Genomic DNA, 18,658 nt, shown 5'->3' on the forward strand with positions numbered 1-18,658 from the left:
GGAGGCCAAAACAATCAGGGCACCTTGCGGTGCCCTGTTGCTTTACAGCATTTTCCTGATGACGTAATGCAAAATGCCATCATTCTTGTAGTAGGTTAATTCGGTATTGGTATCAATGCGGCAGCGGGTATTCACCACCTCTTCCCGACCATCGGCATAGGTGATGTGCACCGGTACCGTCTGGCCCGGCTGCAAGTCTTGCAAACCGCTGACGCTGATCAGCTCATCCCCGGTCAATCCCAGCGTTTTGCGTGTCACACCCTGCGGAAACTCCAGCGGTAAGATCCCCATACCAATCAGGTTCGAACGGTGAATTCGCTCGAACGACTCGGTGATCACCACCCGAACGCCCAACAATCGCGGCCCCTTCGCCGCCCAGTCACGGCTGGATCCCGAGCCGTATTCCTTGCCAGCGATCACCGCCAACGGCACCTGTTCCTGCTGATACTGCATTGCGGCATCGTAAATCGACATCTGATTCTGCGACGGCAGATGACGGGTATAGCCGCCTTCAACCCCCGGTACCATTTCGTTGCGGATACGAATATTGGCAAAAGTACCGCGCATCATCACCTCGTAGTTACCGCGGCGTGAACCGTAGGAGTTGAAATCGATGGCTTCCACCCCACGATCGCTGAGGTAATGTCCCGCTGGACTGTCGCGCTTGATATTACCGGCCGGCGAAATATGGTCGGTGGTCACCGAGTCGGCCAGGATCGCCAGGATACGCGCCGATTTGATGTCCTGTACCGCATCCGGCAACGCCTGCATGGTGCTGAAGAACGGCGAATGGCGTATATAAGTGGAATCCTCCTGCCAAGGATAGGTTGCCGAGCCAGCGACCTGAATCGACTGCCAGATCTCGTCGCCGTCAAACACTTCGCCATACTCTTTATGGAACATATCGGTGCGAACTTCCTCCACCGCATGGGCGATGTCGGTATTACTTGGCCAGATATCCTTCAGATAGACCGGCTTGCCGTCGCGGCCGATACCCAGCGGATCGCTGGCAAGATTCACCTTCATGCTGCCGGCCAGCGCATAGGCCACCACCAGCGGCGGCGACGCCAGCCAGTTGGTTTTCACCAACGGATGGATGCGCCCTTCAAAGTTGCGGTTGCCGGAAAGCACCGCGCCGACCGTCAAATCCCCGGTGCGAATTGCCTGTTCGATCGGATCCGGTAGCGGGCCGGAGTTACCAATACAGGTAGTACACCCGTAGCCCACCAGGTTGTAGCCCAGTTCTTCCAGGTAAGGGGTCAGTTTTGCGCTATCAAAATAGTCGGTAACCACTTTGGAGCCGGGTGCCAGCGAGGTCTTCACCCAGGGTTTGACCCGCAGGCCCTTCTTCACCGCGTTTTTCGCCAGCAAACCCGCCGCCATCATGACGCTGGGGTTCGAGGTGTTGGTACAAGAGGTGATCGCCGCAATCACCACCGCGCCGTTATGCAGTTCGTGCGTCTGCCCATCGAGGGTAAAAGGCACCGACTCGGCCTTTTTCTTCTGCGTGCTGATTTCCAGTTCGGTGGCGGCGGCAAACGCCTGCGGCACGCCGGACAGCACCACCCGATCCTGTGGCCGTTTCGGCCCGGCCAGGCTGGCTTCTACCGTTGCCATATCCAACGCCAGCGAGCTGGTAAACACTGGCTCATCGCCCGGGTAACGCCACATGCCCTGCGCCTTGGCGTAGGCTTCCACCAGCGCGATTTGCTCTTCGCTACGGCCGCTCAACTTCAGGTAGCCCAGCGTCACTTCATCCACCGGGAAGAAACCGCAGGTCGCACCATATTCTGGCGCCATATTGGCGATAGTGGCGCGATCCGCCAACGGTAATTGCGCCAGACCGTCACCGTAAAATTCCACAAACTTGCCCACTACGCCGTGCTTGCGCAGCATTTGCGTAACGGTCAATACCAGGTCGGTGGCGGTGATGCCTTCACTCAGCTTGCCGGTAAGCTTGAAACCGACCACGTCGGGGATCAGCATCGATACCGGCTGACCCAGCATGGCCGCTTCGGCCTCGATACCGCCGACGCCCCAGCCAAGGATACCCAGGCCGTTAATCATGGTGGTATGGGAGTCGGTACCGACCAACGTGTCCGGATAAGCGATTTGTTTACCCTGCTCTTCGGTATGCCACACCGTTTGCCCCAGATATTCGAGGTTTACCTGATGGCAGATACCGGTACCAGGCGGCACCACGCGAAAGCGATTGAAGGCTTTTTGCCCCCAGCGCAGGAAAGTGTAACGCTCGTTGTTGCGCTCCATTTCGATACGGACGTTCTCATCAAACGCCTGGTCGTCGCCGAATTCGTCGACGGTAACCGAGTGGTCAATCACCAGATCGACCGGCGACAGCGGGTTCACCTGTTCGACATCGCCCCCCAGACGCTGTACCGCTTCACGCATCGCCGCCAGATCGACCACCGCCGGTACGCCGGTAAAGTCCTGCATCAGCACGCGTGCGGGTCGGTAGGCAATTTCACGATCGGCATGACCGGTTTGCAGCCAGTCGACCAGCGCTTGCAGATCCTGTTCCAGTACCGTTTCACCATCAATATGACGCAGCAGGTTTTCCAACAGCACCTTCATCGACTTTGGCAGCCGATCAATGTCACCTAAGGTTCTTGCCGCCAGCGGCAAGCTGTAATAGTGATACTTACTATTCAGCGCAACCAGCGTATCCATACTCGTTTCACGAAGATCGGACGACATAGCTCCTCCATTTTTATTATGTCTAAAACAGGGTAATCACTGAGGTCTTGTTTAAAGATAACACATACAGACCGTAACGTTTTGATAACAACACGATTTGATCACAGTGATAGGCAACAGCAATTAACGGCGTAGATCTTCAGGAAAGATAATGGCTTAGACGCTCAAGTCGCCGCAGCTAATACCAGCGGCAATGGTGCTGCAACAGCGGGCGAGTCAATATAACCCTAATCTAATCATGGTGTTCTGAGTGGGTCGCTGCCGGCCTTGCTTTCAGCCACAATCCCAGTTCCTTCACCGCGTCAACCACTTTTTCCAACCGTCGTCCCTCGAGCGTCAGACTGTAGACCACCCGCACCGGCACTTCAGGATATACCGTACGCAGCACGATACCGGCAGACTCCAGCGCCCGCAGATCCATCGTCAACATACGCTGGGAAATTGACGGGATATCACGTCGTAGTTCGCTAAAGCGCTTTGGCCGTTCGAACAGGTAGGAAACGATCAGCAAACGCCAGCGTCCGCCAATCAGATTCATCGCCTCTTCGATTGAACAACCGGAAATTACCTGTTTCATGTTTTTCACCAAGTATACTTTTTGTACTTACACTACAATAATGTGCCTTCTTCCCAATAACAACCGGCATTGCTAAGCTGGCGTCACGCTATACGGATAAGGAAGATACATGAAGCTCTACATTGCCCCTGGAAGTTGCTCGCTGTCCCCACACATTGCACTACGCGAAGCCGGTCTGGCATTTACTCTGGTACCGGTAGATACCAAAACCCATACCTATGATGGTGGCAAGGATTATTATCAAATCAATCCGCTGGGCTACGTGCCGGCATTGGAATTGGCAAACGGCGAGGTGTTCAGAGAAGGCGTGACGCTGATTCAATATATTGCCGATCTGGCGCCAGCGTCTGGCCTGGCTCCGGCCAATGGCACCATCGAACGCTATCGGTTACTTGAATGGCTGAATTTTCTTACCAGCGAGATCCATAAGGGGTTTGTGCCCATTTTCCATGGTGCCAACGCGGGCGGCTATTTTTCCATCGCACAACAGAAACTGTTCAACCATTTCAAGTGGCTAGACGGTCAACTGGCGCAGCAGGAATTTCTGGCCACCGACCGTTTCAGCATTGCCGATGGTTACCTGTTTGCCCTGACCAACTGGGCGAAGGCCGATTGGATGGTATCGGTATATGGGCTGGAGGTGGACTTGTCCTCCCTTGGGCATCTGGCAGCCTGGCACAGCAGAATCATGTGCCGACCGACGGTACAAGCGGCAATCAAGGCGGAAGGATTGACGTTGTGAGAGGTCGGTCGCGGCCGACGTGGCGATGACTTTCTGGTAGCAAGCCGCTTTAGCGTCGCCGTGCTACAGGGGTCAGCCGAAGGGATTCTTAACAGGGATCGCGGCGTCAACAAGGGGGTTAGGTAATGCTAAAGCAGGTGACAACGGGAGAGTGAACGCCTCTCCCGTTGAATCCAGCTCGATCTGTGTCCAAATCAAGCGGCTGAGCGCACGCCAGATGATTGAAACAGCATGCGGCTGCTAATTTGGCGGTTTATTTTTCCGGCAGCAAAATATCCTTGAACATCGCCTCGATGTCTTCGTTCGAACGTAATGCTACGGCGGTATCAACCACGTCGCGGGTCAAATGCGGGGCAAAACGCTGAATGAAGTCATACATGTAGCTACGCAGGAAAGTGCTGCGGCGGAAGCCGATTTTGGTGGTGCTATAGGTAAAGATATCACGGGCATCAACGGTGACCAGGTCCGGATCCTGAACCGGATCCACCGCCATGCTGGCGATCACCCCAACTCCCAGTCCCAGGCGCACGTAAGTCTTGATAACATCGGCATCGGTGGCGGTAAAAACGATACGCGGCGTGAGGCCGGCGCGGTTAAAGGCGGTATCCAGCTCAGAACGACCGGTAAAACCGAAGGTGTAGGTGACAATCGGATATTCAGCCAGCTCTTCGATGGTAATCTGGCTTTTGCCGGCCAGTGGATGATCGGGTTTCACTACCACTGCGCGGTTCCAGTGGTAGCACGGCAGCATGATCAGATCGTCATACAGGTGCAGCGCTTCGGTGGCGATGGCAAAATCCGCGGTGCCCTTGGACACCGCTTCGGCGATCTGCGTCGGTGAGCCCTGATGCATGTGCAGCGATACCCGTGGGTAGCGTTCGATAAAGCCTTTGATGACGTTCGGCAACGCATAACGTGCCTGCGTATGGGTGGTAGCAACGTACAACGAACCTTTGTCCGGGTAGGTATGCTCGCCGGCCACGGCTTTAATCGCTTCTACCTTGGACAGCACTTCACGCGCGATGCGTATGATTTCCTGGCCGGCAGGCGTCACCTGGGTCAGATGCTTGCCGCTACGGGCAAAAATCTGAATGCCCAGCTCGTCCTCCAACATCCGCACCTGCTTACTGATACCGGGTTGCGAGGTATAAAGCCCTTCTGCTGTCGAAGACACATTCAGGTTGTGATTAACCACTTCCACAATGTAACGAAGCTGCTGCAATTTCATATCTTATACCATCCTAGGTTAAACACTGCGGCCTGGCCGCAATCAGATATATCGGTGTTTCCCGGTATGCTGAAGGCTGATGAGTTTACGCGCTATAAACACAGTGTTTACCCAGATGCTGAAGAAAACGCCGTTGTTAATAAGCTTTAATCATAAGAAATCTTTTTATATAACCACTATATCATGCTACAGCTTCAAGTATAGATCCCCGTCACACAATGATAACGATTATTCCGCATGGTTATCAACGCGCAATCTGCCGACCAGGCACCAAAACCAACCGGGCTATACCCTGGCCGTTCTTTTCAGGGCAAAAAAAACCAGCCACTCGGGCTGGTTTTTAAGATTGTTGCCATCAACAACGCTTACTTCTTGGTTTCAACCCACTTGCCGTCGATGAAGAACGCGGTCCAGCCGGTAGCCTTACCGTCTTTCTCGGCAGACACATACTGCTGCTTGGTCTTACGGCTAAAGCGCACCAGCGTCTTGTTACCTTCCGGATCGGCAACCGGCGCATCCGCCAGGTAGCGCAGTTTTTCAGGCAGGCGATCCTTGAAGCGCTGCAACTCTTCCACCAGCGGCGCACGGGTTTCGCGCGATTTTGGGAAGGTATTGGCAGCCAGGAACACACCGGCCGCGCCATCACGCAACACGAAATAGGCGTCAGACTTTTCGCACGGCAACTCCGGCAACGGAACCGGATCTTCCTTCGGCGGCGCGACATCACCGTTGCGCAGGATCTTGCGGGTGTTTTTACACTCGTCGTTGGTGCAGCCCATGTACTTGCCGAAACGCCCCATTTTCAGGTGCATCTCAGAGCCACACTTTTCGCATTCCACAACCGGGCCATCGTAGCCTTTGATGCGGAACTCACCCTCTTCAATCTCATAACCGTCACACGCCGGATTATTACCACAGACGTGCAGCTTGCGCTGGTTATCAATCAGATAGCTATCCATTGCCGTACCGCATTTCTGGCAGCGGCGACGGGCACGCAAGGCATTGGTTTCCGCATCGTCCCCTTCGAGAACGTTGAGCACTTCCGTTTCGGGAACCAGATTGATGGTGGTCTTGCAGCGCTCCTTCGGCGATAGCGCGTAGCCAGAGCAACCGAGGAACACACCGGTGCTGGCGGTACGAATCCCCATCTGACGACCACAGGTCGGGCAGGCGATGCTGGTCAGCACCATCTGGTTTGGCCGCATGCCGCCTTCTTCCGGATCTTTTTCTGCCCTTTCCAGCTGTTCGCTGAATTCGGCAAAGAACTCATCCAGTACCGCTTTCCATTCGGCGTGATTGTTCGCCACCTGATCCAGGCCGTCTTCCATGCGCGCGGTGAAGTCGTAATTCATCAGTTCGCGGAAGTTTTCCTCCAGCCGATCGGTGACGATTTCGCCCATTTTCTCGGCGTAAAAACGGCGGTTTTCCACCCGCACGTAACCACGATCCTGAATGGTCGAAATGATCGACGCGTAGGTCGACGGACGGCCGATACCTCGTTTTTCCAACTCTTTGACCAGCGACGCTTCGCTGTAACGCGCCGGCGGCTTGGTGAAGTGCTGGCTTGGGAGCAGCTGTTGCAGATCCAGCTCGCTACCGATTTCAACGTACGGCAAGGTGCGATCTTCATCGCCTTTGCGCAGAGCCGGCATCACTTTGGTCCAACCGTCGAAACGCAGCGTACGGCCCTTGGCGCGCAGCTGATAGTCGCCGGCCTGTACCGTCAGAGTGGTGGAATCGTATTGCGCCGGCGTCATCTGACAGGCCACGAACTGCCGCCAGATCAGCTGATACAGCTTCTGCGCGTCCGCTTCCATGTCTTTGAGCTGCTCCGCCACCACGCTGACGTCGGAAGGACGAATCGCTTCGTGCGCTTCCTGCGAGTTTTCTTTGCTGCTGTAGTGGTTAGGCGCTTTCGGCAGGTATTTATCGCCGAAGTTATCGCCAATGTAACCACGCACCATGTTCAGCGCATCCTGGCTCAGGTTGGTAGAGTCGGTACGCATGTAGGTGATGTGGCCAGCTTCATAAAGCCGTTGCGCCATCATCATGGTTTTCTTCACGCCGAAGCTCAGACGCGTACTGGCGGCCTGCTGTAGCGTCGAGGTAATGAACGGCGCGCCCGGTTTGCTGCTGGTCGGCTTGTCTTCACGATCGAGCACCGTATAACGGGCTTTTTCCAGCAGGTTGAGCGCCGCATGGGTCTGATCGCGATTGACCGGTTTGAACGGCTTACCGCCGGCATGGGTCACTTCCATCCGCAGCGCGGTATCATCCTTCGCCAGCAGGTCGGCGTGCAGTTCCCAGAACTCTTCCGGCACGAAGGCCTTGATATCGCGCTCGCGCTCTACCACCAACCGCACCGCAACGGATTGCACACGTCCGGCGGACAGGCCGCGGGCGATTTTCTTCCACAGCAGCGGCGAAACCATATAGCCCACCACGCGGTCCATAAAGCGACGCGCCTGCTGCGCATTGACACGATCGATATTCAACTCACCCGGCGCTTTAAAGGCCTGCTGGATGGCGTTTTTGGTAATTTCGTTAAATACCACGCGGCTAAAACGCGTATCGTCTCCGCCGATCACTTCCCGCAGGTGCCAGGCAATGGCTTCCCCTTCGCGGTCCAAGTCAGTTGCGAGGTAGATGTGGTCGGCGTTTTCCGCCAGATTTTTTAACTCGGCAACAACTTTCTCTTTACCCGGCAGAATTTCATAATGTGCTTTCCAGCCATGATACGGGTCAACGCCCATTCGATTAACCAGCGCCGCCGTTGCGTCTTTTTTAACTTTTTTCTTGGCTTTGTTTTCTGTTGAGTCAGCGCTCTTTTTGCTGGCTGAGCCACTGGTCGGCAAATCACGGATATGACCCACGCTGGACTTCACCACGTAGTCATTTCCTAAATATTTATTAATAGTTTTGGCTTTTGCCGGGGACTCAACTATTACGAGAGCTTTACCCATATTTACCTTTACCTAATTTATTTCTTCTAAAAAGAAGCCTTTTAACTTGCCGTATCGCAGCAATTCACATCTCTTTTTTATATTGCGGCAGTCTGGCTGGAGATCAACATATTTTTTCCCGTTGGCTGCTTAACTGCTCAACCTAAAGGCAAGTTGCTGAAAGTCCTTGCATTCCGCCCACGCCCCAGAGGTATGAACGACGCTGGCTCATTGGCAGCGTAAACAAAATCTTCCACCCGATACCACAAAATCCCACACTGTACCTGATAAAAAACGCCACGCAACCTAATTAGCACGGAAAGGATGATTTCGCCAATCGGCAACAACAACTGGCCATCCAGATGGCAAATAAACCCGACTCGGTTTGCGGCCAAACGTCAACCGGCGTTAGAATATGTGCAGAGTATATGTCTGGAGTGTAATAAATGCGCACTAATACATCCCCAATCACCCGTCAATGTCTGCTGTCAGAAGCAAATAACATCATTCGCCAACATGAAGATTATCTTCACGGTATGGTAGCCACCGAGGTGGAACAAAAAAGCGGAGTTTTAGTTTTTCGCGGCGAATTCTTTTTAGATCCGGACGGCTTGCCAACCGCAAAAACGACGGCGGTGTTTAATATGTTTAAACATCTGGCGCACCTGCTCTCAGATAAATATCATCTGGTCGATTAGAAAAAAACAGGGGGCCGAAAGCCCCCCGTTTGCCTTACAATAACGGTTTTTCCCCACGCTGCCACCAGCGCAGCAACAGGCGGTCGGCGCTTTCCGCCGCGCTGCCGGTGAACCGATCCACCCACCGCTTGCGTCGGCTATAACGTACCCCGACCACTTCATGATTTTCCATCTCGGCGATCAGCAAATCATCGCTGGTGCCCACCGCATCAATCAGCCCCTTTTCCTTCGCCTGGGTACCAAACCAATGCTCGCCGGTCGCCACGCTGTCAATATCCAGCGACGGGCGTTGCTGATGGACAAACTGCTTGAACAGCTCATGGGTTTCGTTCAGGTCTTCGCGAAACTTGTCGCGCCCCTGCTCGGTGTTTTCACCAAACAGCGTCAGCGTACGCTTGAATTGGCCGGCGGTATGCAGTTCAACATCGATATCGTTCTTTTTCAGCAGGCGATGGAAGTTGGGGATTTGCGCCACCACGCCGATCGAGCCGATGATGGCGAAAGGCGCCGCCACGATACGGTCGGCCACGCAGGCCATCATGTAACCACCACTGGCAGCCACCTTGTCCACCGCGACCGTCAGACGGATGCCGCCCTTGCGCAAGCGTTCCAACTGCGACGCGGCTAAACCATAACCGTGTACCACGCCTCCCGGACTTTCCAGCCGTAGCAGCACTTCGTCTTCCGCCGTGGCCACCGCCAGCACTGCCGAAATCTCTTCCCGCAACGACGTCACTTCATGCGCATCCATGCTGCCTTTGAAATCCAGCACATACAGGCAAGGTTTGCTCGCTTGCGCCGCCCCCGATTTCGCACGCTGCTTTTTGAGCTTATCGTCGGCCTTGGTCTGCTTCTTGAACTGTTTACTCCACATCTTTTGTTCTGCCGCGCCCATCCGCGCCAGACGCATTTCACGCTGCATTTCTCGATATTGCTCACCGAGATCGGTGAGTTGCAGCTCCCCTTTTTGCTGGCTTTTACGTTGCCCCAGGCTCACCGCTAACAGCGCCAGCGCGGCGATGGCAATCACCACCGTGGCAACCTTGGCCAAAAACAGGCCGTAAACAGATATAAACTCCACAGATTCCGCCTTTTTTACAGGTTGTTAGTATACTCCGCTCATTCTAGCCAACCGACGTTGCGGCTGTCGCGGCCAAATGAAAATTACATGCATCAGGATGCCACGCGCCAACAACGTCAAACGGGCGAGCATCTGAGGTTATGGGGGCGTTTTATGCACAACCAAGCTGAGATTGTTCCGTTTTTGTTACAAAAGAATGCCGTTTCTGCCGGCTAATCATTGAAAATGCGATCCATTTCAGGCATATAACACGCATTATTCATCAAATTGATGAGACAAATTCGCTGCGGGGCCAGCCTGGCGGTCGAGCCTTTGCTCCCCTTGCCTGGCCTCCTCACCCACTGCTTTTCCCCAGGCAACGCGGGAAAGCGATCTCGGCGCGAGGAATTATTGTGCACTACAACCCCAAACATGACCTGCTCGATCAACGCATCATTCTCGTCACCGGCGCCGGAGACGGCATCGGCCGCGAGGCCGCTCTGACCTACGCCCGTTTCGGCGCGCAACTGGTGCTGCTGGGACGCACCGAAAGCAAACTGCAGGCGGTGCAACACGAAATAGCCGCCCTCGGCGGCCGGCCGGCGTCTACCATCACGCTGGATCTGCTTCATGCCACACCAGAGCAGTGCCAACAGCTTGCTGACGATCTGGCAGCCCAGGTGCCACGCCTCGACGGCGTGCTGCATAACGCCGGTCTGCTGGGCGACATTGTGCCGATGGCCGACATAACCATGGAGATGTGGAATGAGGTGATGCAGGTCAACGTCAACGCCACCTTTATGCTGACCCAGGCATTGCTGCCGCTGTTGCTGAAATCCAGCGCCGGTTCTCTGGTGTTCACCAGCTCAAGCGTCGGTCGAACGGGCCGCGCCAACTGGGGCGCCTACGCAGTTTCCAAATTCGCCACCGAGGGCATGATGCAGGTGTTGGCGGAAGAATATAAAAGTCGTAATTTGCGGGTAAACTGCATCAATCCGGGGGGAACGCGCACCAATATGCGGGCAAATGCCTTCCCGGACGAGGACCGCAACAAGCTCAAGACCCCGGCTGATATCATGCCGCTTTACCTGTATTTGATGGGCGATGACAGCCGCCGTAAAACCGGCATGAGCTTTGATGCCCAACCCAATCGCAAACCCGGCGCTGCCGAATAGGAGAAAGCCTGCATGACCGAAGATCGTCACCAGCAACGGCAACAACGTCTGAAGGAACAGGTCGATGCCCGTATCGCCAGCGCGCAGGACGAACGCGGTTTAGTGCTGGTATTCACCGGCAACGGTAAAGGCAAGACCACCGCCGCGTTTGGCACGGTTACGCGCGCGGTCGGCCACGGCATGCGTGCCGGGGTGATCCAGTTTATCAAGGGCGAATGGCCAAACGGCGAGAAAAATCTGCTCCAGCAACACGGCGTGGAATTTCAGGTCATGGCCACCGGCTTTACCTGGGAGACACAGAACAAAGACACCGACAGCGCCGCCTGCCAGGCGGTATGGCAACATGGCAAGCGAATGCTGGCCGACAGCGCACTGGATCTGGTGCTGTTGGATGAGGTGACCTATATGGTCAGCTACGGCTATCTGGCACTGGAAGAACTGTTGACGGCGTTGGCGCAACGCCCTGCCCATCAAACGGTGATGATTACCGGACGAGGTTGTCATCGGGATGTGCTGGAACTGGCGGATACCGTGACCGAAATGCGGCCGGTAAAGCATGCGTTTGATGCCGGCATCAAAGCGCAACAGGGAATTGATTGGTGATAAAGCGTAGCCGCGCGTGGCGGCTACGTAGCAACGCTTAGTTACGCTTGCTTGGCTTGCCTGGTTTGCCGCCCGCGGCGCTACGACGGCCGGTTGACACCTGGCTATGGCGCTTGACCGCGCGGCGGATCTGGTTCGCCTTGACACGGCGACGCTCGCGTTCCACCGGCAGTTTGCTGACGGTTTCCGGTTGCAGATCGACCAGTTCACGCAGGTAGTTGATGGCCGGCAGATCCAGTTCGGTCCAACCACCACGTGGAATACCCTTCGGCAAGTTGATGTCGCCATAGCGCACGCGGATCAGACGACTGACCTGCACGCCTACCGCTTCCCACAGGCGACGGACTTCGCGGTTGCGCCCTTCGGTCAGGGTCACGTTATACCACTGATTGAGGCCTTCGCCGCCCTGGAAGCTGATGGTACGAAACGCCGCCGGGCCATCTTCCAGCTGTACGCCACGGCTAAGCTGCTTCACTTTGTCGTCGTCAATCTGGCCAAACACGCGCACCGCATATTCCCGCTCGACTTCGCGACTCGGGTGCATCAAGCGGTTGGCCAGCTCACCGTCGGTGGTGAACAGCAACAGACCCGAGGTGTTTACGTCCAGGCGGCCAACGGCCACCCAACGTGACCCACGCAGTTTAGGCAGACGATCGAATACCGTTGGTCGGCCTTCCGGATCGCTACGGGTGCAGAGTTCGCCTTCTGGTTTGTAGTAGGCCAATACGCGACAAACCGCTTCTTCGGATTCCTTGATCGAAACAACGTGCCCGTCCAAGCGGATCTTCATTCCTTGAACGACTTCGACACGATCGCCCAGCTTGGCGATTTTACCGTCAACGCTGACGCGCCCGGCTTCAATCATGGTTTCGATTTCGCGGCGCGAACCGTGACCGGCACGCGCTAAAACTTTCTGTAACTTTTCGCTCATTGAGCAACCTCTAGTGTCGCCTTCACAGGCGTCGTATATAATAGCGTCATCAACAAGTTAGCTTTAAAAAAACGCTAACCTGCCGGATTGTAAGATTTTTTAAAGAAAAGCACGCCAAAGGGCGTCACGGCAGATGCCACGCCCGATGCTCAGGGGTCAGACATACTACACGAATTTTAAGCTAAAGGGTTCTAATAAATCGAAATGGATGCCCTGACAATTAGCCAGGTTCGTCGGGTATTGTCAGTGAACAAACGCTGTCATATTCCCCCACTATCTCGAACGGTTCAAGATGATTGTCGGCGGTAACATGACAGCGTTAGGACAGTTAACCTATTGAATAACGAGCGGGAACCGGTAAAGCGCATCGAATGGAACAATCAGCACAAAACGCACCGGTATCAGTGCCGTTCACACGGGAAAGCGGATGACAGCGCCAGCATGATCACCGAAGGCGCCGAATAATGAAGTTGCTCTGGGTGTTCGTTCAGGTATTGCATCACCGCATCCGACGCCATACCAACGCTCATGCCGGTATCGGGGCAAATGTTGCGGTTACCCTGCATCGAGTAAGTATCAAATACGCCAGCGACATAGCCCATGAACATGCCGCCATCCAGCGCTTGTGCAACGGTTGCCGTGCCGTTTTTGTTTTTTACGTAACCTTCGCTTTCGGAGAGCAACGCGCTACCGGAGTAAAAACCGGCGTTTGCCGCAAACGAAACCAGTAATACCACCGCCATAAAAGCCTGTTTAATCATCGCCACGCATCCTGCCATTATCAGTTTTGTCCTTGTAGAATAGCGCTTTTCACGGCGCTTGCCGCCGTGAGGCGCTATTTTTCAGAATTTGTTGATGGCACCGCGGGGGTTTTCAGCGAAATGGCGTCGGATCGCCTGCCCCTTCACGCACCACTTCCGGCGAAGATTCAGTCAGATCAATTACCGTGGTCGGCTGTTGCCCGAGAAATCCGCCGTGAATCACCAGTTCGACCTGTTTACCCAAATGATCGCTGATTTCTTCTGGATCGGATTCGGCAAAATCATTGCCCGGCAGCATCAGGGTGGTCGACATCATCGGCTCGTTGAGCTCTTCCAGCAACGCCAGAGCGATCGGATTGGACGGCACACGCAACCCGATGGTCTTGCGCTTGTCGTTCATCAGTCGACGTGGCACTTCCTTGGTCGCCTTGAGAATAAACGTGTAATGACCTGGCGTGTTGTTTTTGATCAGGCGAAACGCGCTGTTATCCACATAGGCATAGGTGGACAGCTCGGAAAGATCGCGACACATCAGGGTAAAATTATGATTGCCGTCCAACTGACGGATGCGGCAGATTCGTTCCATTGCGGCTTTTTCTTCCAGCTTGCAGCCTAACGCATAGCCTGAATCGGTCGGGTAGACGATGACTCCGCCTTTGCGCAGTACTTCCACGGCCTGGTTAATCAAACGTGGCTGAGGATTGTCTGGATGAATATAAAAAAGCTGGCTCATGTATTGCTCCTAAAATGGTACACGCGGACGGCCCCGCCCACGTTGTTCGCCTGAGGTGTTACGTCAGGATCGCTACTGCGCCTGCGGCCAATCACGCCAGACTGGCTCCACGCCACCTGGCAACCACAGCTTGCGACCAAGTTCAATCCACGAACAGGGCTGATGGAAATCCGACCCTTGTGATGCCAGCAGTTGGAAATCCTGCGCATACGCGGCCAATTGGCTGCGTTCGTTCGGCGCCTGCTGGCATTGGGCGACCTCCATCGCATCACCGTGCTGTTCGGCAAAGTGTGCCAACAGACGTTTCAGCCACTTGGCGGTCAAATCGTAACGCCCAGGGTGAGCCATCACCGCCTGTCCACCGGATTGATGAATCACATCAATAGCTTGTTCTATTGTACACCACTGCGGTGGAACGTAGCCGGTTTTCCCTTTCGCCAGGTATTTCTTGAATACCTGCGCCATGTTGTCCGCTACGCCTTTCTGCACCAGATAGCGGGCAAAATGGCCACGGGTCACCGCACCGCCGTCAGCCAGACGCTGAGCGCCTTCATAGGCGCCTTCGATGCGCGCCTTGGCCAGCCGCAGGCCAATTTCCTGCGCGCGCAGCGTGCGTCGTTCACTTTGTTCGGCCAGCAGTTGCACCATCGCCGGGTGCGTGACGTCAATGTTCAGGCCGACGATGTGAATTTCATGGTTTTCCCACAGCGTGGAGATTTCAACGCCGTTGACCAATTGCAGCGGCAGCGCCAGCTGTGCGATAGCCGCAGCAGCTTCGGCCAGGCCGGCAGTGGTGTCATGGTCAGTGATGGCCAATACGCCTACCCGCATCTCCACCGCCCTTTGCACCAGTTGCGTTGGCGTCAGGTAGCCATCGGAGGCGGTGGTATGGCTATGAAGGTCGTACAGCGTAAATGCGGAGGGCAGAGGGTTACTGTCAGTCAAAAGAAATATCCGGCTATGGCTTGGGCCGTCATCATAGCCTCTATTGCCGGTTGGACGGAAATCTATTCTGTACCCACGCCGGCAGGCTACACCGGCGGTGGAAGGGAAAAAACCCGATGGCGCTAACACATTGTGCAAAAAGAGGGTTGACATCGCCACCTCGAACCAGTTAACTAGTACACAAGTTCACGGCAATGGCCGTGTTGAATATCCCGTTGGATGATAACCAGAGAGAGCATAAAAATGAGCAAACAGACTTCTCTTCTTCGTTGGTGGCGTACCTCCCTTTCGCGGGCGGTGTAATCGCATACCTGTCATCTGACACTGCAGATTCTCCAAGCCCGCCGTTACGCGGGCTTTTTTATGGACAGAATTTAACTGGAACTACCGATAATGACCAAACCACAACTGACATTGCTGAAGGCCGAAGCCAGTTATCGCGGCGATCCGACCACCATTTTCCACCAGCTGTGCGGCGCACGTCCGGCCACCCTGCTGTTGGAATCCGCGGAAATCAACAGCAAGCAAAACCTGCAGAGCCTGCTGGTGATCGACAGTGCGTTGCGCATCACCGCGCTGGGTCGTCAGGTCAGCGTGCAAGCCCTGACCGCCAACGGCGCGGCCCTGCTGCCGTTGCTGGACGAGGCGTTACCGGCAGAAGTGCATAATGAAGCGCGGCCAAATGGCCGTGAGCTGTCCTTCCCGCGCATTGACGCGGTGCAGGACGAAGATGCGCGTCTGCGTTCCTTGTCGGTGTTCGACGCATTGCGTACGCTGCTGAAGGTGGTCGACTCGCCGGCCGACGAGCGTGAAGCCATGATGCTTGGCGGCCTGTTTGCCTACGATCTGGTCGCCGGCTTCGAAGACTTGCCTGAGCTGCGCCATGACCAGCGTTGCCCGGATTTCTGTTTCTATCTGGCGGAAACCCTGTTGGTACTCGACCACCAGCATGGCGTTGCCCGCCTGCAAGCCAGCGTGTTCACCGGTGACAATACCGAGCGGCAACGCCTGCAACAACGGCTACAACAGGTTCAGCAACAGCTGAAGAAGACACCGCAGCCCATCCCGCATCAAACGCTGGCAGACATGCAGTTGAGCTGCAACCAGAGCGATGAAGAATACAGCGCAGTGGTCAGCCACATGCAACAGGCCATCCGTCAGGGTGAGATTTTCCAGGTAGTGCCGTCCCGCCGCTTTTCGCTGCCGTGCCCGGCACCGTTGGCAGCCTACCAAACGTTGAAGGACAGCAATCCAAGCCCTTACATGTTCTTCATGCAGGACAACGACTTCACGCTGTTCGGCGCCTCGCCGGAAAGCGCGCTGAAATATGACGCCAGCAACCGTCAGATCGAGATCTACCCGATCGCCGGCACCCGTCCGCGCGGCCGGCGTCAGGACGGCGCGCTCGATCTGGATCTCGACAGCCGCATTGAACTGGAAATGCGCACCGACCATAAAGAACTGGCGGAGCACCTGATGCTGGTTGACCTGGCGCGCAACGATCTGGCGCGTATTTGTACCGCCGGCAGCCGTTACGTCGCCGACCTGACCAAAGTCGACCGCTATTCTTTCGTCATGCATCTGGTGTCTCGAGTGGTCGGCAGCCTGCGTAGCGATCTTGACGTGCTGCATGCCTATCAGGCCTGCATGAATATGGGCACCCTGAGCGGCGCTCCCAAAGTTCGCGCCATGCAACTGATTGCCGCCTCCGAAGGCAGCCGTCGTGGTAGCTACGGCGGCGCTGTAGGCTACTTCACCGCCACCGGCGATCTCGATACCTGTATCGTTATTCGTTCGGCCTATGTCGAAGACGGCATTGCCACCGTACAGGCCGGCGCCGGCGTGGTGCTGGACTCGGTCCCCCAGGCGGAAGCCGATGAAACCCGTAATAAAGCCCGTGCCGTGCTGCGTGCCATCGCCACCGCGCATCATGCCAAGGAGGTATTCTGATGGCCGATATCCTGCTGCTCGACAACGTCGATTCCTTTACCTACAACCTGGTCGATCAACTGCGCTCCAGCGGCCATCAGGTGGTGATTTACCGTAATCAGGTGGCTGCCGAAGCGATCATTGACCGTTTACAGCAGATGACACAGCCGGTGCTGATGCTGTCGCCCGGCCCCGGAACCCCAGCCGACGCCGGCTGTATGCCGACACTGCTGCAACGCCTGCGGGGCCGGTTGCCGATAATCGGTATCTGCCTCGGTCACCAGGCGATTGTCGAAGCCTACGGCGGCCATGTCGGCCAGGCCGGCGAGATCCTGCACGGCAAGGCGTCCGCCATTAGCCACGACGGCGAAGCGATGTTCAGCGACATGGCCAACCCGCTGCCGGTCGCACGCTACCACTCGCTGGTCGGCAGCAATATCCCGGCCGAACTGACGGTCAACGCACAGTTCGGGGAAATGGTGATGGCGGTACGGCACGATGCCGATCGCGTATGTGGTTTCCAGTTCCATCCTGAATCTATTCTGACCACCCAGGGTGCACGTTTGCTGGAGCAAACTCTGGCCTGGGCGCTGGCGAAGTAAGCAGAGGACACATTGATGCAATCTATTCTTGAGAAACTGTACCGTTCAGAATCAATGGACCAGCAGGAAAGCCAGCAGTTGTTCAGCGCCATCGTGCGCGGTGAGCTGGAACCAAGCCAGTTAGCCGCCGCTCTGATCAGTATGAAGATCCGCGGCGAACGCCCGGCAGAAATCGCTGGCGCAGCGCAGGCCTTATTGGCGGATGCCCAACCGTTCCCTCGGCCGGACTATGCGTTTGCCGATATCGTCGGCACCGGCGGCGACGGCACCAACAGCATTAATATTTCCACCGCCAGCGCATTTGTGGCGGCGGCCTGCGGCGCCAAGATTGCCAAACACGGCAATCGCAGCGTTTCCAGCCGTTCGGGCTCCTCCGACCTGCTGGCGGCATTTGGCATTCGCCTGGATCTGCCGGCAGAGCAAGCGCGCAAGGCACTGGATGAACTCGGCGTATGTTTTCTGTTTGCACCGCAGTATCACACCGGATTCCGCCACGCGATGCCGGTGCGCCAGCAGTTGAAAACCCGGACGGTGTTCAACGTGCTAGGCCCGTTGATTAATCCGGCACGCCCACCGCTGGCGCTGATTGGCGTTTACAGCCCGGAACTGGTGCTGCCGATTGCCGAAACTCTGCGCGTGCTGGGCTATCAGCGCGCTGCGGTGGTGCACGGCGGCGGTATGGACGAGGTGGCCATCCACACCACCACCCAGGTGGCCGAACTGAACAACGGTGAAATTGACAGCTACAGTCTGACGCCGGCCTCCTTTGGTCTGGACAGCTATCCGCTGGCATCGCTGCTGGGCGGTTCGCCGGAAGAAAACCGTGACATTCTGGCACGGTTGTTACAAGGTAAAGGTGACCCGGCACACGCCGCAGCGGTCGCGGCTAACGTCGCGTTGCTGCTGAAGTTATTCGGACAGGAAGACCTGCGCCACAATGCGCAGCAGGCATTGGACATGATTCATAGCGGACAGGCCTATGAGCGAGTGACCGCTCTGGCAGCAAGAGGATAAATG

At 56.0% G+C, this 18,658-nt stretch carries 14 protein-coding genes, 1 pseudogene and 1 other annotated feature; of the genes and pseudogenes, 6 read left to right on the forward strand and 9 right to left on the reverse strand.

The features are described from left to right. Nucleotides 1–42 precede the first annotated feature (42 nt). Entirely contained in the window at nucleotides 43–2,715 is a 2,673-nt protein-coding gene (acnA, locus tag AC2AXP_RS07460) for an aconitate hydratase AcnA (RefSeq protein WP_039992070.1), read from the reverse strand. Between the two features lie 232 nt (nucleotides 2,716–2,947). Beyond that, the gene (locus AC2AXP_RS07465; protein ID WP_004962481.1) at nucleotides 2,948–3,292 is read right to left on the reverse strand and encodes a winged helix-turn-helix transcriptional regulator; all 345 of its coding nucleotides are present in this window, start codon (nucleotides 3,290–3,292) and stop codon (nucleotides 2,948–2,950) included. Between the two features lie 109 nt (nucleotides 3,293–3,401). Between AC2AXP_RS07465 and gstA the strand changes: the two genes are divergently transcribed. Beyond that, on the forward strand, nucleotides 3,402–4,034 hold the full coding sequence (gstA, locus tag AC2AXP_RS07470; protein WP_371901643.1) for a glutathione transferase GstA: 633 nt from the start codon (nucleotides 3,402–3,404) through the stop codon (nucleotides 4,032–4,034). Nucleotides 4,035–4,287: 253 nt separating this feature from the next. On the opposite strand, the gene cysB is transcribed toward gstA, so the two are convergent. Both cysB and topA read right to left on the reverse strand, forming a co-directional pair. Next, the gene (gene cysB / locus AC2AXP_RS07475) at nucleotides 4,288–5,262 is read right to left on the reverse strand and encodes an HTH-type transcriptional regulator CysB (RefSeq protein ID WP_004962477.1); all 975 of its coding nucleotides are present in this window, start codon (nucleotides 5,260–5,262) and stop codon (nucleotides 4,288–4,290) included. 365 nt (nucleotides 5,263–5,627) lie between these two features. After that, nucleotides 5,628–8,225: a type I DNA topoisomerase gene (gene topA, locus AC2AXP_RS07480; protein WP_088499704.1), complete on the reverse strand. Its 2,598-nt coding sequence runs from the start codon at nucleotides 8,223–8,225 to the stop codon at nucleotides 5,628–5,630. 425 nt (nucleotides 8,226–8,650) lie between these two features. Here topA and AC2AXP_RS07485 point away from each other — a divergent pair, with 425 nt between their 5' ends. Beyond that, a complete protein-coding gene (locus tag AC2AXP_RS07485; RefSeq protein ID WP_198773985.1) occupies nucleotides 8,651–8,902 on the forward strand; it encodes a YciN family protein in 252 nt (83 codons plus the stop codon). 34 nt (nucleotides 8,903–8,936) lie between these two features. Here the strand turns inward: AC2AXP_RS07485 and sohB are convergent, their stop codons facing one another. Then, nucleotides 8,937–9,983, reverse strand: coding sequence for a protease SohB (sohB, locus tag AC2AXP_RS07490; RefSeq protein WP_004962466.1), 1,047 nt, complete (start codon nucleotides 9,981–9,983; stop codon nucleotides 8,937–8,939). A 392-nt stretch (nucleotides 9,984–10,375) separates the two neighbouring features. On the opposite strand from sohB, the gene AC2AXP_RS07495 reads away from it, so the two are divergent. Both AC2AXP_RS07495 and cobO read left to right on the forward strand, forming a co-directional pair. Then, nucleotides 10,376–11,137: a YciK family oxidoreductase gene (locus tag AC2AXP_RS07495; RefSeq protein WP_039992065.1), complete on the forward strand. Its 762-nt coding sequence runs from the start codon at nucleotides 10,376–10,378 to the stop codon at nucleotides 11,135–11,137. Nucleotides 11,138–11,149: 12 nt separating this feature from the next. Continuing rightward, a complete protein-coding gene (cobO, locus tag AC2AXP_RS07500) occupies nucleotides 11,150–11,740 on the forward strand; it encodes a cob(I)yrinic acid a,c-diamide adenosyltransferase (protein ID WP_004962459.1) in 591 nt (196 codons plus the stop codon). Nucleotides 11,741–11,777: 37 nt separating this feature from the next. Here the strand turns inward: cobO and rluB are convergent, their stop codons facing one another. The 4 genes from rluB to rnm form a co-directional block, all read right to left on the reverse strand. After that, complete coding sequence (gene rluB, locus AC2AXP_RS07505) at nucleotides 11,778–12,671, reverse strand: 23S rRNA pseudouridine(2605) synthase RluB (protein WP_004962458.1); 894 nt, start codon at nucleotides 12,669–12,671, stop codon at nucleotides 11,778–11,780. Between the two features lie 401 nt (nucleotides 12,672–13,072). Further along, on the reverse strand, nucleotides 13,073–13,432 hold the full coding sequence (locus tag AC2AXP_RS07510; protein WP_039992063.1) for a Rap1a/Tai family immunity protein: 360 nt from the start codon (nucleotides 13,430–13,432) through the stop codon (nucleotides 13,073–13,075). 112 nt (nucleotides 13,433–13,544) lie between these two features. Next, entirely contained in the window at nucleotides 13,545–14,165 is a 621-nt protein-coding gene (locus tag AC2AXP_RS07515; RefSeq protein WP_004962449.1) for an L-threonylcarbamoyladenylate synthase, read from the reverse strand. A gap of 72 nt (nucleotides 14,166–14,237) precedes the next feature. Beyond that, on the reverse strand, nucleotides 14,238–15,110 hold the full coding sequence (rnm, locus tag AC2AXP_RS07520; protein ID WP_273868382.1) for an RNase RNM: 873 nt from the start codon (nucleotides 15,108–15,110) through the stop codon (nucleotides 14,238–14,240). Between the two features lie 264 nt (nucleotides 15,111–15,374). Further along, nucleotides 15,375–15,475 (forward strand) — a sequence feature (Trp leader region). A 28-nt stretch (nucleotides 15,476–15,503) separates the two neighbouring features. On the opposite strand from rnm, the gene AC2AXP_RS07525 reads away from it, so the two are divergent. Both AC2AXP_RS07525 and trpD read left to right on the forward strand, forming a co-directional pair. After that, a complete protein-coding gene (locus AC2AXP_RS07525; RefSeq protein ID WP_004962428.1) occupies nucleotides 15,504–17,060 on the forward strand; it encodes an anthranilate synthase component 1 in 1,557 nt (518 codons plus the stop codon). After that, a pseudogene (trpD, locus tag AC2AXP_RS07530) lies at nucleotides 17,060–18,655 on the forward strand (bifunctional anthranilate synthase glutamate amidotransferase component TrpG/anthranilate phosphoribosyltransferase TrpD). Before AC2AXP_RS07525 ends, trpD begins: the two are co-directional and overlap by 1 nt. Nucleotides 18,656–18,658 lie beyond the last annotated feature (3 nt).

The sequence above is a fragment of the Serratia sp. Sp408 genome, assembly GCF_057180665.1.

Coding starts and splice junctions, on each gene's coding strand:
- acnA (WP_039992070.1), bottom strand. CDS start 2,715: ATGTCGTCCGATCTTCGTGAAACGAGTATGGATACGCTGGTTGCGCTG.
- AC2AXP_RS07465 (WP_004962481.1), bottom strand. CDS start 3,292: ATGAAACAGGTAATTTCCGGTTGTTCAATCGAAGAGGCGATGAATCTG.
- gstA (WP_371901643.1), top strand. CDS start 3,402: ATGAAGCTCTACATTGCCCCTGGAAGTTGCTCGCTGTCCCCACACATT.
- cysB (WP_004962477.1), bottom strand. CDS start 5,262: ATGAAATTGCAGCAGCTTCGTTACATTGTGGAAGTGGTTAATCACAAC.
- topA (WP_088499704.1), bottom strand. CDS start 8,225: ATGGGTAAAGCTCTCGTAATAGTTGAGTCCCCGGCAAAAGCCAAAACT.
- AC2AXP_RS07485 (WP_198773985.1), top strand. CDS start 8,651: ATGCGCACTAATACATCCCCAATCACCCGTCAATGTCTGCTGTCAGAA.
- cobO (WP_004962459.1), top strand. CDS start 11,150: ATGACCGAAGATCGTCACCAGCAACGGCAACAACGTCTGAAGGAACAG.
- rluB (WP_004962458.1), bottom strand. CDS start 12,671: ATGAGCGAAAAGTTACAGAAAGTTTTAGCGCGTGCCGGTCACGGTTCG.
- AC2AXP_RS07510 (WP_039992063.1), bottom strand. CDS start 13,432: ATGATTAAACAGGCTTTTATGGCGGTGGTATTACTGGTTTCGTTTGCG.
- AC2AXP_RS07515 (WP_004962449.1), bottom strand. CDS start 14,165: ATGAGCCAGCTTTTTTATATTCATCCAGACAATCCTCAGCCACGTTTG.
- AC2AXP_RS07525 (WP_004962428.1), top strand. CDS start 15,504: ATGACCAAACCACAACTGACATTGCTGAAGGCCGAAGCCAGTTATCGC.